This window comes from Streptomyces sp. NPDC006552, from assembly GCF_040611655.1.
In the GTDB taxonomy this organism is placed as follows: domain Bacteria; phylum Actinomycetota; class Actinomycetes; order Streptomycetales; family Streptomycetaceae; genus Streptomyces.
In genome coordinates this window covers 89,697-103,726 of the sequence record NZ_JBEXOS010000011.1, presented here as the reverse complement: position 1 = coordinate 103,726, position 14,030 = coordinate 89,697, and the positions used below count along the sequence as shown (strand labels likewise).

Annotated in this window: 13 protein-coding genes and 1 riboswitch; of the genes, 1 reads left to right on the top strand and 12 read right to left on the bottom strand. The window is 70.2% G+C overall.

Translation table 11 applies throughout. The features are described 5' to 3' along the window. Positions 1-55: 55 nt before the first annotated feature. From ABZY33_RS09730 to ABZY33_RS09690, 9 genes are all read right to left on the bottom strand, one after another. Positions 56-1,465, bottom strand: a complete 1,410-nt coding sequence (locus ABZY33_RS09730; RefSeq protein ID WP_356490974.1) for an NAD(P)/FAD-dependent oxidoreductase — start codon at positions 1,463-1,465, stop codon at positions 56-58. Between the two features lie 427 nt (positions 1,466-1,892). Next, the gene (locus ABZY33_RS09725) at positions 1,893-2,837 is read right to left on the bottom strand and encodes a Ppx/GppA phosphatase family protein (protein WP_356490973.1); all 945 of its coding nucleotides are present in this window, start codon (positions 2,835-2,837) and stop codon (positions 1,893-1,895) included. Continuing rightward, positions 2,834-3,364 carry a DUF501 domain-containing protein gene (locus ABZY33_RS09720; protein ID WP_356490972.1) on the bottom strand — a complete coding sequence of 177 codons (531 nt, stop codon included), beginning with the start codon at positions 3,362-3,364 and terminating at the stop codon, positions 2,834-2,836. The genes ABZY33_RS09725 and ABZY33_RS09720 overlap by 4 nt, the downstream gene beginning before the upstream one ends. A 59-nt stretch (positions 3,365-3,423) precedes the next feature. Beyond that, positions 3,424-3,918 (bottom strand): septum formation initiator family protein, encoded by a 495-nt coding sequence (locus ABZY33_RS09715; protein WP_356490971.1) that lies wholly within the window; start codon positions 3,916-3,918, stop codon positions 3,424-3,426. A gap of 122 nt (positions 3,919-4,040) precedes the next feature. Continuing rightward, a complete protein-coding gene (eno, locus tag ABZY33_RS09710) occupies positions 4,041-5,321 on the bottom strand; it encodes a phosphopyruvate hydratase (protein ID WP_324772650.1) in 1,281 nt (426 codons plus the stop codon). Positions 5,322-5,582: 261 nt separating this feature from the next. Continuing rightward, positions 5,583-6,290: a transglycosylase family protein gene (locus ABZY33_RS09705; protein ID WP_356490970.1), complete on the bottom strand. Its 708-nt coding sequence runs from the start codon at positions 6,288-6,290 to the stop codon at positions 5,583-5,585. Between the two features lie 4 nt (positions 6,291-6,294). Then, positions 6,295-6,440, bottom strand: a riboswitch (cyclic di-AMP (ydaO/yuaA leader). Between the two features lie 181 nt (positions 6,441-6,621). Further along, positions 6,622-7,680 carry a transglycosylase family protein gene (locus tag ABZY33_RS09700; RefSeq protein ID WP_356490969.1) on the bottom strand — a complete coding sequence of 353 codons (1,059 nt, stop codon included), beginning with the start codon at positions 7,678-7,680 and terminating at the stop codon, positions 6,622-6,624. A gap of 161 nt (positions 7,681-7,841) precedes the next feature. Continuing rightward, positions 7,842-9,224 carry a transposase gene (locus ABZY33_RS09695; protein WP_356490968.1) on the bottom strand — a complete coding sequence of 461 codons (1,383 nt, stop codon included), beginning with the start codon at positions 9,222-9,224 and terminating at the stop codon, positions 7,842-7,844. A gap of 39 nt (positions 9,225-9,263) precedes the next feature. After that, the gene (locus ABZY33_RS09690) at positions 9,264-9,821 is read right to left on the bottom strand and encodes a recombinase family protein (protein WP_356490967.1); all 558 of its coding nucleotides are present in this window, start codon (positions 9,819-9,821) and stop codon (positions 9,264-9,266) included. A gap of 179 nt (positions 9,822-10,000) precedes the next feature. On the opposite strand from ABZY33_RS09690, the gene ABZY33_RS09685 reads away from it, so the two are divergent. Continuing rightward, complete coding sequence (locus ABZY33_RS09685) at positions 10,001-11,239, top strand: cytochrome P450 (protein WP_356490966.1); 1,239 nt, start codon at positions 10,001-10,003, stop codon at positions 11,237-11,239. Between the two features lie 41 nt (positions 11,240-11,280). Here ABZY33_RS09685 and ABZY33_RS09680 read toward each other — a convergent pair whose 3' ends face one another. The 3 genes from ABZY33_RS09680 to ABZY33_RS09670 all read right to left on the bottom strand — a co-directional run bounded on the left by ABZY33_RS09680 (position 11,281) and on the right by ABZY33_RS09670 (position 14,012). Then, positions 11,281-12,294: a nucleoside triphosphate pyrophosphohydrolase gene (locus ABZY33_RS09680; RefSeq protein ID WP_356490965.1), complete on the bottom strand. Its 1,014-nt coding sequence runs from the start codon at positions 12,292-12,294 to the stop codon at positions 11,281-11,283. A 37-nt stretch (positions 12,295-12,331) separates the two neighbouring features. Continuing rightward, on the bottom strand, positions 12,332-13,009 hold the full coding sequence (locus ABZY33_RS09675) for a SurA N-terminal domain-containing protein (RefSeq protein ID WP_356490964.1): 678 nt from the start codon (positions 13,007-13,009) through the stop codon (positions 12,332-12,334). Positions 13,010-13,142: 133 nt separating this feature from the next. Next, positions 13,143-14,012 (bottom strand): glycoside hydrolase domain-containing protein, encoded by an 870-nt coding sequence (locus ABZY33_RS09670; protein WP_356490963.1) that lies wholly within the window; start codon positions 14,010-14,012, stop codon positions 13,143-13,145. Positions 14,013-14,030 lie beyond the last annotated feature (18 nt).

Genomic DNA, 14,030 nt, shown 5'->3' with positions numbered 1-14,030 from the left:
CCACGGATGGCGAGTGGCCCCTTCGGGCTGCTTACTGCTCGGAACTACCCCGAGGTCAGGAGGCCTTGGCCTTCTCCCCGACCTTGTCGCTCTTCTCGGGCGCCTTCTCGGCGGCCGGCTTGGGCGCCGGAGCCGGCTTGGCGGCCTCGTAGAACTCCTCGCGCGGAGTCTCCAGGGCGCCGAGCGCGGTGATGTCGCGCTTCTGGAACATGTTGATCGTCCACTCGGCGATCACCCGGATCTTGCGGTTGTACGTCGGCATGGCCATGCCGTGGTAGCCGCGGTGCATGTACCAGGCGAGCCGGCCCTTGAGCTTGATCTTCATCTTGCCCATGACGATCATCGCGACGCCCTTGTGGAGGCCGAGACCGGCGACCGCACCCTTGTTGGAGTGCTCGTAGTTCCGCTGCGGGAAGCCCCGCATGCCGGAGACCACGTTGTCGCCGAGGACCTTGGCCTGCCGCATGGCGTGCTGGGCGTTGGGCGGGCACCAGGCGTTCGGGTTGCCGTTCTTGCGGCCGACGAGGTCCGGGACCTGGGCGTTGTCGCCCGCGGCCCAGATGTAGTCGGTGCCCTGGACCTGGAGCTTCTCGCTGGTGTCCACGTGGCCGCGCGGGCCGAGCGGGAGACCGAAGCGGGCGAGCGCCGGGTTGGGCTTGACGCCCGCGGTCCACACGACCGTGTTGGAGTCGGCCTCCAGGCCGTTGCTCAGCACCACGTGGCCGTCGACGCAGGAGGGCATCGTGGTGGAGAGGTAGACCTCGATGCCGCGGGACTCCAGGTGCTTGCGCCCGTAGACGCCCAGCTCCGGACCGACCTCGGGCAGCACCTTGTCGGCGGCGTCGACCAGGATGAAGCGCATGTCCTCGCGCTTCACGTTCTTGTAGAACTTGGCCGCGTCGCGCGCCAGGTCCTCGACCTCACCGATCGTCTCGGCGCCCGCGAAGCCGCCACCGACGAAGACGAAGGTGAGCGCCTTGCGGCGGATCTCCTCGTCCGTCGTGGACTCGGCCTTGTCGAGCTGCTCGAGCACGTGGTTGCGCAGCCCGATGGCCTCCTCGACGCCCTTCATACCGATGCCGACCTCGGCGAGGCCCGGCGTCGGGAAGGTGCGGGAGACCGCGCCGAGCGCGATCACCAGGTAGTCGAAGGGCACCTCGTACGCCTCGCCGACGAGCGGGGCGACCGTGGCGACCTTGCGGTCCTGGTCGATGGTGGTCACGCGGCCGGTGAGAATCTCGGCGCCCGGCACAGCGCGTCGCAGCGGGACGACGACGTTGCGCGGCGAGATGCTGCCGGCGGCGGTCTCGGGGAGGAAGGGCTGGTACGTCATGTACGAGCGCGGGTCGACGACCGTAACGGTCGCTTCCGCGTAACGCATCTTCTTCAGGATGCGTCGCGCCGCGTACAGGCCTACGTACCCACCCCCGACAATGAGGATCCTGGGACGCTCCGTGGTGCTCATGCCATCGAGTATCCACCCGTCTGGAGGGGGGTGCTCGTGCGCCCCTTCACAAGGTCGGGCGGCGCCTCTGCTACACTTCGCCGCCCACGTGACCCATGTCATGGCCCGCGCGGGGAACCACGATCGGCTGCCGGTCGTTGCTCACCCCTCTTGAGCAGCCACGGTGAGCCTCCGCAAGCACTGGACCACCCCGGGACGCCCACGCCTCGCAACGCTCCGGAAACCCCGCGGACACCTCCCGTACGAGCCGGTGGGCGGCCCCGAACGGGCTCCGGGCGGGCAATCCTCGCCCAACGGGACCGAATTCCTTGTGAAGAACTTCACGAACTTTCCCGGCGGGGTGGTTCCCGGCCGTGTCGCGACCCCCTGAGACCGTGCTCAGACGGTACGCGACACGCTCAGGCGAGATCTTCGGGGCCCCTCGCGGTCAGGCGACGGACCAGCCGATTCCGTCCAGAATGTCGTGCTCGCTGACGACCACCTCGCGCGCGCCAACCCGCTCCATGATCATCCGCAGTACGAGGGCGCCGGAGGCGATGACATCGACCCGGCCGGGGTGGATCACCGGCTTCAGGGCGCGCTGGTCGTGCGTGGACGCCAGGAGCCAGTCGGTCAGCTCCACGACCTTCTCGTAGGGGATACGGGAGTGGTGGATCGCGGCCCAGTCGTACTCCTTGAGGCCGAGCGCGAGCGCCGCCACCGTCGTCACCGAGCCGGCGAGCCCGACGAGCGTCCGGGCGCCCGTGAGCGGCACCTGCCGCTCCACCCGGTCCAGGGCCGCGGCGATGTCCCGGCGGACCGCCTCGATCTGCGCGGCGGACGGCGGATCGGTGACCGTGCCGTCCTCCGCGACGAGGTGCCGCTCGGTCATCCGTACGCAGCCGATGTCGACGGAGAGCGCCGCGCGCACGTCCTCGTCGCCGACCACGAACTCGGTCGAGCCGCCGCCGATGTCCACGACCAGGTAGGGCCGCTCCAGGTCGGCGCGGCCCTCCAGCTCCTTCGTCGCGCCGGTGAAGGAGAAGGCCGCCTCCTGGTCGCCGCTGATCACCTCGGGCTCGACGCCGAGGATCTCCCGTACGCCCGCCACGAACTCGTCCCGGTTCGAGGCGTCCCGGGAGGCCGACGTGGCGACGAAGCGGATCCGCTGCGCGCCGTGCTCCTTGATCACCTGGGCGTACTCGCGGCAGGCCGCGAACGTGCGCTCCAGTGCCTCGGGGGCGAGCCGCCCCGTGCGGTCCACGCCCTGGCCGAGCCGGACGATCGTCATCCGCCGGTCCAGATCGATCAGTTCACCGGTGCGCGGGTCGGCGTCCGCGACGAGCAGCCGGATCGAGTTCGTACCGCAGTCGATGGCGGCGACCCGGGTCACTCGGCCACCTCCGGGGCCGCGGACACGCAGGCGCCCTTCTTCCACCACTCGGGCAGCAGCGCGATCGCCTCGTCGCCGAGCGGGTTGACCCCGGGGCCCGCCGCCAGCGAGTGCGCCACGAGCACGTGCAGGCACTTCACGCGGTCCGGCATCCCGCCGGCGCTGGGAAAGTTCTCCAGGACCTCGATGGCGTCGCGGCGGGCGAGGTAGTCCTCGTGCGCGGCCCGGTACCGACGGGCCAGCTCCGGGTCGGTCGCGAGCCGCTCCGTCATCTCCTTCATGACGCCGTTGGCCTCAAGGGTGCCGATGGCCGAGGCCGCGCGCGGGCACGTCAGGTAGTACGTCGTCGGGAACGGCGTGCCGTCCTCCAGACGCGGCGCCGTCTCGACGACGTCCGGGTTGCCGCAGGGGCAGCGGTGCGCGATAGCCCGCAGGCCGCGCGGCGGGCGGCCGAGCTGCTCCTGGAACGCGTGGATGTCGGCGTCCGTGGGCGCGGTGGGCTCGGTCTGGGGCGGGGGCGTTTCCATGCCTGTCTTTCACTTCGGTGGGTGCGGAGCGGTGGAGCGGTGCGGGGCGGGTGCGGGGCTCAGTCCGCGCGGTCGGCCTTGTCGACGCCGTCCCACACGTTGGAGTACCAGGGGCGGTCGGCCTCGCCCTGCTCGGCCCGGCCGCCCTGGGCGGAGCGCGGATCGGGCACCACGTACCCGGTCTCCCCCGGCATCACCATGTGCAGGCGCTCGCGGATGCGCTGCTCGGCGTAGGAGTCGTCCTGCCAGCGCGCCTTCTCGTCGCGGAGCCGGTCGACCCGGTCCTTGGCTTCCTGCTGCTGGCGCTGCTGGTCGGCGATCTCACCGCGCTGGGAGACGTACTGCCGCATCGGGTAGGCGAGGGCGACCACGAGCGTGCACACGACGAGCGCGAGCAGCGCCGCCCGGCCGGTGAGGCGCGAGCGGCGCGCCTGGCGCTTGTTCTGCGAGCGGTAGACCCGCTCGGCGGTCTGCTCGCCGAGCACGCGCAGCCGGGTGGCCGTGGAGAAGCGGGCCGAGTCGTCACGGCCCCTGCTGCGGAGCTTTCCCGGCATCGCCTGTCGCCTCCCCGTTCCGGTCCCGTCTGGCTGCCTGCGTGCGTACGTCCTCGCACACGGTACGGGACCGAGTGCGAGGACGTACGGAACTACGGCGCCGGAAGACGTCCCGGGGCAGGTCAGCCCTTGAAGCGGGGGAACGCGCTGCGGCCGGCGTAGACCGCGGCGTCGTCGAGGATCTCCTCGATGCGCAGCAGCTGGTTGTACTTGGCGACGCGCTCGGAGCGGGCCGGGGCGCCGGTCTTGATCTGGCCGCAGTTCGTGGCGACGGCGAGGTCCGCGATCGTCACGTCCTCGGTCTCGCCGGAGCGGTGCGACATCATGCACTTGAAGCCGTTGCGCTGGGCCAGCTCGACGGCGTCCAGGGTCTCGGTCAGCGAACCGATCTGGTTGACCTTGACGAGCAGGGCGTTGGCCGAGTTCTCCTCGATGCCGCGCGCCAGGCGCTCGGGGTTGGTGACGAACAGGTCGTCACCGACGAGCTGCACCTTGTCGCCGAGGCGCTCGGTGATGGTGTTCCAGCCGGCCCAGTCGTCCTCGTACAGCGGGTCCTCGATGGAGACGAGCGGGTACGCGGAGACGAGCTCCTCGTAGTACTCGGTCATCTCGGCGGCGGAGCGCTCCTTGCCCTCGAACTGGTACTTGCCGTCCTTGTAGAACTCGGAGGCGGCGACGTCCAGCGCGAGCGCGACCTGCTGGCCGGGGATGTAACCGGCCTCCTTGATCGCCTCCAGGATGAGGTCGAGCGCCGCGCGGTTCGACTCCAGGTTCGGGGCGAAGCCGCCCTCGTCGCCGAGGCCGGTGGACAGACCCTTGGTCTTCAGCACCTTCTTGAGGGTGTGGTAGACCTCGGTGCCCCAGCGCAGCGCCTCGGAGAAGGACTCCGCGCCGATCGGGGCGATCATGAACTCCTGGATGTCGACGTTCGAGTCGGCGTGCGACCCGCCGTTCAGGATGTTCATCATCGGGACGGGCAGCAGGTGCGCGTTCGGACCGCCGAGGTAGCGGAAGAGCGGCAGGTCGCTGGCCTCGGACGCGGCGTGTGCGACGGCCAGGGAGACGCCCAGGATCGCGTTGGCGCCGAGCGAGCCCTTGTTGTCGGTCGCGTCCAGGTCGAACATCGCCTGGTCGATCAGGCGCTGCTCGGTGGCGTCGTAGCCGACGAGCTCCGGGCCGATCTGCTCGATGACGGCGAGGACGGCCTTCTCGACGCCCTTGCCCTGGTAACGGTTGGGGTCACCGTCACGGAGTTCGATGGCCTCGAAGGCACCGGTGGAGGCACCGGACGGAACAGCAGCACGACCCGTGCTGCCGTCGTCGAGGCCGACCTCGACCTCGACCGTGGGGTTGCCTCGGGAGTCCAGGATTTCCCGGGCTACGACGACGTCGATGGACGGCACGAGCATCTCCTTCTGGGATGTGACACAACAGTGCGGGCGGCTGGCCCGCACCCCTGAGCGTAACCGGCTCCGGGGCATCGGCCAGCCGACCGACCGTCTCGTGGACAACGCCGACAGCGAAATGTTTCCAAACGGAACAAAGACGGCGACCCCCGTCCCGGAGACCAGGACGGGGGTCGCCGGCGAGAGCGGCCCATCAGGGGCGGCGCGGTGGGGTCCGGCGTCCGCCGACGCCGGTGCCCGCCCCTGCGCGGGGTTCTCCTACTTGAGGTGCAGCTGCTGGTCCGGGTAGATCAGGTTGGCGTCGCTGATGATGTCCTTGTTGAGCTTGAACACCTTCTGCCAGCTGGTCCCGTGCGCCTCGGCGATCTTGCTGAGCGTGTCGCCGGTCTTCACCTTGTACTCGCCGTCACCCTTCTCGACCTTCTTGCCGGTCGGGGTGGTGACGGTCTTCTTCGGCGTCTGCTGCTGCGGCTGCGCCTGCTGCTGCGGCTGCTCACGCTGCTGCGAGCGGGTCGTCGTGGAGGAGTCGGAGCGCTCCTGCTGCTGCGGCTGCGACTGCTGCGACGACTCGGCCGGAGCGGAGTTGCTGGTGTCGGCGCCGGACAGGCCCACGCCACAGCTCGGCCAGGCACCCTTGCCCTGCGCGGCCAGCACCTTCTCGGCGACGGATATCTGCTGCGCCTTGGACGCCTGGTCGGCGGAGGAGGCGTAGGAGGTGCCGCCGTACGCGGCCCAGGTCGAGGACGAGAACTGCAGGCCGCCGTAGTAGCCGTTGCCCGTGTTGATCGACCAGTTGCCGCCGGACTCGCAGGCCGCGACCTGGTCCCACTCGGAGGTGGAGGCGGCGGAGGCGCCGGTGGCACCCATCAGCGGAACGGCGACGGCGGCACCGGTGACACCGGCGAGCGTGGCGACACGGACGGCCTTGGACGGGCGACGGTGCTTGCCCTTGCTGGAGAACAGCATGAAGAGATCCCCTCACCGACGCCTACGAGGTGAGCTGTCGGGTTCGGACCAGTGAGTGTCCGGCGCGCATCCTGTGCGCGGCTTGACCCCAAGCCGGTTGCCCGGCACTTACCTTGGGTCCCCCGCTCCTGCCTACGGCGCTGACGCGTCGACTGTTCCCGTACGGACGTCGGCAGGATTCGGCGTGACGTCCGTCGGGGCCCGCTGTGGCGAGCGGTCACGACCGTAAGCAGTCGATCCGCCCGATTTCAAAGACGATCAGGGTCTTTGAGACTCATGTCTCACTCACGCATAACTGGACATACGAGCCTCAACCACCCCTGAACTCCCGCTACTTTTCCACCGTTTCGAGACCAAGATCCAGACTCTGACCAGGAAGGATGAGGTCGGGGTCGGAACCGACCGTCTTCTTGTTCAGGTCGTAGAGCGCATCCGACCCGCCCCGCACGTCGTGAGCCTCCGCGATGTCCCACAAGTTGTCGCCGGAGCGGACCGTGTACGTCCCGTCGGCGCGCTGCTCCTCGCGCGAGGCGTGACGCCCGTCACCCTGACGGGAGGCGGAGGCGTCGTCCGAGGCGCGGTCGCCGCGGTGGCGGCCGGCCTCGTCGGCGTCCGCGGAGGGCTCGGAGTCCGCAGAGCCGGAGCCCGTGGAGCCGGACTGCCCCGACCCGTCACCCTTGTCCGCCTTGTCTGTCTTGTCCGCCTTGTCTTCCGTGCCGTCCGCCGCCCGGCCCGTCGCGGTGGAATCCGGCTCGTCGCTCGCTCCGTCACCAGCCGCGTCACCGGCCGTGCCGTCGGAGGCGTCGGCCGACGGGGCGTCGGAGGCGGTGCCTCCGGCCGCGTCCGAGGCGTCCGGGGTGGCGGAAACGCCCGACGTGCCGGCGCCGCGTTCCGCGTGATTCTTCTCTCCCGCGGTGTCCGAGGAGCCGGCGGGGTCACCGGAGTCCGCCGAACCGGACGTACCGGACGGCTGCGGGGAGGCGCTGACTCCCGGGTCGACATCAGCCGTGTCGTCACCCTGCGTGAGGCCCGCGACGACCGAACAACTCGGCCAGGCGCTCGGCCCCTTGGCGGCGAGCGCCTTCTCGGCGACGGCGATCTGCTGCGAACGGCTGGCGTCGTCGGCGCGCGGGGCGAAGTCGAGCCCGCCGTAGCGCTCCCACATCTCCTGGGAGAACTGGAACCCGCCGTAGTAGCCGTTGCCCGCGTCCAGGCTCCACTGGCCGCCGGACTCGCACTCGGCGAGCTTGTCCCAGGTGGTGGTGGAGGCGGCGCTCGCGCTGGTCGCCGCGAGCAGCGGGATCGCGATGGCGCTGCCGGTGACCCCGGCGGCGACGACGAGAGCAGGGGCCTGACGGGGGCGACGGTGTCGACCGTTCCCGGAGAGCATGCGGTTGCCTTTCGCGAGACTGATGCGGCACGCGACATGAGTGGCGGAAGTGGTGCCGGTTGTGCCTGTGTCGCGATGACTGGTGAACGTAGCGGGACTCGAACGCTTGTCACAAGTCGATGCAGCGCAGATCACGTGAACATCACAATCCTGACAGGGCGTCAGTCATGGAGGTCTTTCGGACGGTTGCATCCAGCGGACTTGATCTCGTATACGACCTCCAGTGCCGGGACCGACTCCTCTCGCCGGGCTTCTGACCCACCGCCTCTCGCGTTCAGCACGTCCATGAGCGGTGGCCAGAACCCCCTCTTGAACCAGGAGTTCTGCCGGTCCTTGATCTGCCCGTGCGGGCCGTATCGCGCAGGGAGTTCGTCCCACAGGCACCCCGTGCGCAGCCGGTGGAGAATGCCGTTCAGCTGCGTCCGGATATCAACGGACCCGCGGACGAACTGGCGCCTCGGGAAGAAGGCCGCCATCGCCTCCTCGACCACCTCCCATCGCGCCTCCGTCACGTCATCGGGCACGAGCACGCCTGTCTGAAGGTGCCAGTCCGTCACCTTGCACCCGACACCGGTCCGCTGCCGCACCCGCTCAAGCGGCCTGGCCCTCACCTCAAGCAACTCGAACACCCGCTGCAACTGCGCGAGCGACATGGCACCGCCGCCCGCCGCGAGCGCCAGCGCTTCCCGGTCGGTCCGCGCCGCGGTCGCGGCGGCCTCGTACTCGGCCAGCACCTCACGCGCCGTGGCCAGCATCCGAGTCGCACGCAGAACGTCTTCGTCGAGTTGGCGCAGTACCGCATCCCTCACGTCCTGGGCGAGCCCCTCGACACGGGACAGATCCTTCGCCGCCCGGGCGATCGCCGCTTCCCTCTCATGGAGAGTGCGCTCGAAGCCCGCCACGCGCTCACGCTGTCGCGCTTCGCTCCCGGGAAGGAGCCGCGGTTTGCGCTTCTCGATCGCTGCGATCAGTCCAGCATCCGCCAGAGTCTGCGCGACCTCCTCCCGGACCGCAGCTTCGATACCTGCGGCAGCCAGGTACGGGTCATCGCACCCGGTGCTCGCGCCCTTTCCGTTGTTGCCGCCGGAACAGCGGTAGTACCTGGTGCCGTTCGACTTCGGATAAGCGCGATAAGCGCCCACATAGTGGTGGCCACATGCTCCTTGGATCCGTCCGGTGAGGGGGTAGTCACCGGCCTCGGCGTGCGCCGCGTGGCCGTTCGCCGCCAGGGCACGGACGAGAGCTGCGGCCCGCTCCTCCGTGATGATGCGGGGCACCACGATGGTGACGCTGGCTCCGTACAGCGGCGTCCCGTCCGGCCCCACCTTCGCTCCGCCTTTTCCGGCGCCTACCGGGTTCCGGAAGACGACCTCGCCGTCGAGCAGGGAGGACGACGTGAGCCGACGGTGGAGATTGGCCGCGCTCCATGGTCGGCCGCTGCGGGCGAAGAGCGCACGGTCGTTCAATGCCCGGGCCGTCGCCGCAACGGTCAGCCCCTCGTCGATGACGAGGTGCACCGCGGTGCGCGCGACACCGGCCTCCACCTCGTGGACGACAAGCCGAGAACGCCGGCCTCCCTTCTCCTAGATGGCGTAACCCCAAGGAGGCGGCCCGCCGGTCCAACCACCGCTGAGCGCCTTGCGCTGGCGGCCACCCTGCATACGCTCATGGATGAGTTCCGCTTCGGTCTCCGCCGCGGCGGCGTGGAACTGCAGGTGTTCCTGGCCCGTCGCCGAGGTGGTGTCGACGTCCTGGCTGACCGACACGAAGGCGACACCGAGGTCGTCCATGGCCCAGACCCATGCCCAGAAAGCCCGGCTGGTGCGTGCGATGCGATCGAAACTGTGGACCACGATCATATCGACGCGCCCCTGCCGGGCCTCATGTTCCAGTCTCAGCATTCCGGGCCGCTCGATCAGTGCGCCCGACACGCCTTCGTCCCGGAAAATCAGGTCCTCGGCGAGAACCCACCCTGGCTGCCTGTCGACGTACGCCCGCCCTGCGGCTTCCTGCGCTTCGAGTCCGAACTTCGCGGCTTGCCTGCGGGTCGATACCCGGAGCATGAGAGCTGCCCGGATCGTGCGCGTCGGCCTCTGTCCACGGCTGGCAGGGGGCGTGGGCATGCTTGTAGCGTTGGTCACGTCAGCCCCTTCACGGCTGGCAAGGCCCCGGAGCTCTAGCCAGCTCCGGGGCCGGTGTCACGTCAGGGAGAACGTAACGCCCAGTTGCGGGATTCACGGTCGAAACGGGGATTTCCGGTCGGACACCTATGTCAGGACACCGTGGGCGTCACCGCCTCCCCTCCGGATACGGTCGTCCGGTGAACGTCCCGAACACCGCACCCGAACTCTTCACCTGGGAGTTCGCGACCGACCCGTATCCGGCGTACGCCTGGCTCCGGGAGCACTCACCCGTCCACTGGACGAAGCTCCCCAGCGGAGTCGAGGCGTGGCTCGTGACCCGCTATACGGACGCGCGACAGGCCTTGGCGGACGGCCGCCTGTCGAAGAACCCCGCTCACCACGCCGAAGACGCCCACGGCAAGAGCCGTACCGGCATCCCGGGTGAGCGCAGCGCCAACCTCATGACCCATCTGCTCAACATCGATCCGCCGGACCACACGCGGCTGCGGCGGCTTGTCTCCAAAGCGTTCACCCCGCGCCGCATCGCCCAGTTCGCGCCGCGCGTGCAGGAGTTGACCGACGGACTCATCGACCGCTTCGCGAGCACGGGTGAGGCCGATCTGATCCACGACTTCGCGTTCCCGCTCCCGATCTACGCGATCTGCGACCTGCTCGGCGTCCCCGCCGAAGACCAGGACGACTTCCGCGACTGGGCGGGGATGATGATCCGGCACGGCGGAGGACCGCGCGGCGGAGTCGCCCGGTCCGTGAAGAAGATGCGCGGCTACTTGGCCGAGCTGATCCACCGCAAACGGGACGCTCTCAGTGACGACCTGATCTCGGGCCTCATTCGCGCCTCGGACCACGGTGAGCACCTCACGGAGAACGAAGCCGCCGCCATGTGTTTCGTACTGCTGTTCGCTGGTTTCGAGACGACCATCAACCTCATCGGCAACGGTGTCCACACGCTCTTGCACCACCCGGAGCAACGGGCCGTCCTCCAAGCGTCTCTCGAGCGCGGCGAGCACGAACTGCTCGATGCGGGGATCGAGGAACTGCTCCGCTTCGACGGCCCGGTCGAACTCGCCACCTGGCGCTATGCGACGCAGCCGCTCTCCATCGGCGGGCAGCGCATCGCAGCGGGCGACCCCGTGCTGGTGGTGCTGGCCGCCGCGGACCGTGATCCCGCCCGCTTCACCGAGCCCGACACCCTGGACCTCTCACGCCGTGACAATCAGCACCTGGGCTACGGCCACGGCATCCACTACTGCCTCGGCGCCCCCCTTGCCCGGCTCGAAGGCCGCACCGCTCTGGAGACGCTGATGCGGCGGCTGCCCGACCTTCGGCTCGCGGCCGACCCCGCCGATCTGCGCTGGCGCGGCGGGCTCATCATGCGGGGGCTGCGGAGCCTCCCCGTGGAGTTCACGGCCCGCTGAGACGGGCGTACCCGGAGAACCGGGCCACGCCCCCGTCCTCCCTACCCCTCCTCGTCCAGCCCCTCCACCGCCCGGATCGTCGCCCGGTACGCGCGGGCCGCCGCCCGCAGGGCCGCCTCGGGGTCCTCGCCGGCCGCTTCGGCGCGCAGGGCCAGGGCCAGGAGTTCGTAGCCGAGGCCGGCGCCCGTGGGGAGGGGGACGTCCAGGCCGGCCGTGCGGACGCGGGAGCCGAGCTTGGCCGCGAGGGCGAGCCCGGGCTGGCCCACCGGCACGCCGTCCGTGACCGAGGCGCGGCGCTTGGCCTCGCCCTTGCGGCGCAGCCAGATCTCCCGCACCTCCTCGGGCGTGGCCGCGCTCTCGTCGCCGAAGACGTGCGGGTGGCGGTGGATGAGCTTGTCGACGATGCCGCCCGCGACGTCGTCCACCGAGAAGGGCGCGTCGGTGTCCTCCTCGGCGATGCGGGCGTGGAAGACGACCTGGAGGAGGACGTCGCCCAGTTCCTCGCGCAGCTCGGCGCGGTCGTGCGTCTCGATCGCCTCGACCAGCTCGTACGCCTCCTCGATGGCGTACGCCGCCAGGTCCTCGTGGGTGCGCCGCACCGACCAGGGGCACTCGCGGCGGATGCGGTCCATGACCTGGACGAGGTCGAGGAGGCGGGCGCCGGGCAGGTCGTAGGAGCCGGGGAGGAGTTCGAGGGAGGGCAGCTGCTCGCGGCCGGAGCCGGCCAGGGCGGCCAGGCCGTCGGTGAGGCGCCGGTCGCCCTCGGCGGTGGCGAGGACGACGATGGCCCGGCCGCCGTCGGCGCAGCGCTCGACGAGGTCGCGGGCGGCGAGCGGCGCCGCCGCGACGGTGACCTCGACGCCCGCCTCCTTCAGGTACGGCAGCTGCGGGTGCGCGGCGTCGGCGCACAGGACGGCGTCGGCGCCGCGCAGGGCCTGCCACGCCGGCCAGGACAGCAGCCCGGGGGCGACGCGGTGGCTGGTGGTGAGCAGGACGATGCGGCCCGCGCCGCCGGTCGGGTCGCTGGTGGTGCCGTGCACCTGTCGATCGTTCACCACCCGAACGTAACCCAGGGCGCCGGCGCCGCCCGCGTCAGGCGGTCCGGGTCTCGGCCGGCGCTTGCGTGACCTGCTTGAGCCAGGGGGTCCTGGCCTCCACGAGCCGGCTCCTGGGGGTGACGTCCCAGGCGCCGTAGCGCGGGTTCAGGTCGACGTTCAGGTCCTTGGAGGCCTTGCCGAGGGCCTTCCAGAAGACGGCCTGGCCGTCCGGGGTCTGCATGTCGGCGCCCAGGACGGTCGCGAGCTTCTGCACCTCGATCTCGGTGCGCAGGCTCTCGGTCAGCCGCTTGGGCGCGACGTTGTACTGGGCCAGCCAGGCGGTCTCCAACTTCTGGGCGCCGCCCGCCTGTCGTTCCATGCCGGCGCGCATGTCCTGCATCTCTTTGCGGGTGACGGTGACGCCCGCGTCGGTGGCGGCGCGGTGCAGCACCCGGTCGAGGACCATGGTGTGCAAGGTGTTGCGCGTGAGGCTGCCGGTCTTGGCGACGGCCTCTTCGTACTGGGCGCTGTCCTTGGTGGCGGCCTGTTGCGCGTCCCGTACCTCGTTCACCCGGGTCTCCAGTTGGGAGACCGTGATGCGCTGCCCGCCCACCACGGCCGCGGCGCCGGGGTGCGCTCCGCTTCCGCAGGCGGTGAGGGCGGGGAGCGCGGCGATGGCGGTGGCGGACAGGACGAGCGCGGTACGGCGACGGCTGCTGGTGCGGCGGTGCAAGGTGAGCCTCCCTGCGGCGAGTTTGTGCGTCGGTGCACAAAGTCCGTGATCGATGGTAGGAGGTGGCCGCTGGCTCGGCCACCTATTCGACAACGATTCGCCGCGAGTTGAGGTACTCGGACCCCGCGCGGGGTCAGCCGATGATGGCGACCGGGGCGTCCCACGCGTTGCGGTCCACGGTGATCGTGTAGGCGCCCCGCTTCTCCTTGCTGTTGACCATGTACTGGTGGGCGCGGCTGTGGTTGGTGTAGAGCGACTTCGCCCAGGGCCAGTCGGAGGTGGTCGTGTTGACCTTGTCCCACTTGGCGTACCAGAGGTTGCCCGGCAGGTCGGTGCGGTCCGCGGCGGTGGCGACGGCGGCCGCGCTGGAGCTGCTGAAGCCGTAGTAGCCCGCCCGGTAGATCTTGCCGCGCAGCACCTTGTCGAAGGCGCGTACGTAGCTCAGCACGGCCTTGTTGCAGGACGCGTTCGTGATGTCGTACGGCTCCATGTCGAGGTAGAGCGCGCTGCCCGTCTTCATGCCGAGCGCGGCGGCCTTGGCGACGGCGTCCTGGCCGTCCTTGGTGCCGAGGGACGCCGCGTTCGACGTGGTCATCTTCTCGTTCCTGGTGCCGGTCTGGCAGGGCGGCTGCGCGCCTACGTAGAGCGGGATCAGCTTCCAGCCCTGCGCGGTGACCGTCTTGACCCAGGGTTTGGTGAGGTTGGGCTGGGCGCAGCCGCGGTTCTTGCCGCCGATGTAGACGGCGGCGGCGCCGTAGAAGCCGGTGCGCCAGGCCTTCATCGCGGCGGCGGACGGCGCGGTGCAGGTGTCGAAGGCGCGGCCGGTGAAGGTCTTCTGCGCGGGCCACGTCGTGGCCGCCGAGGCGCTGGTCGCGGCGAACGCGGCTCCCGCGGCGACGACGGCGCCGGCGGCTCCCCAGGCCACGTAGCGGTTGCGCTTGGAGAGCCGGTGGCTGCCCCGCCCGCCCGGTCTCGCCGTCTCGGACTTGTGTGCTTCGGACATGAGATCCCCACCCCTGGG

Excerpts from the sequence above, each read along its gene's own strand:
- ABZY33_RS09730 (WP_356490974.1), bottom strand. The coding sequence starts at position 1,465 with ATGAGCACCACGGAGCGTCCCAGGATCCTCATTGTCGGGGGTGGGTAC.
- ABZY33_RS09720 (WP_356490972.1), bottom strand. The coding sequence starts at position 3,364 with ATGGAAACGCCCCCGCCCCAGACCGAGCCCACCGCGCCCACGGACGCC.
- ABZY33_RS09715 (WP_356490971.1), bottom strand. The coding sequence starts at position 3,918 with ATGCCGGGAAAGCTCCGCAGCAGGGGCCGTGACGACTCGGCCCGCTTC.
- ABZY33_RS09705 (WP_356490970.1), bottom strand. The coding sequence starts at position 6,290 with ATGCTGTTCTCCAGCAAGGGCAAGCACCGTCGCCCGTCCAAGGCCGTC.
- ABZY33_RS09700 (WP_356490969.1), bottom strand. The coding sequence starts at position 7,680 with ATGCTCTCCGGGAACGGTCGACACCGTCGCCCCCGTCAGGCCCCTGCT.
- ABZY33_RS09670 (WP_356490963.1), bottom strand. The coding sequence starts at position 14,012 with ATGTCCGAAGCACACAAGTCCGAGACGGCGAGACCGGGCGGGCGGGGC.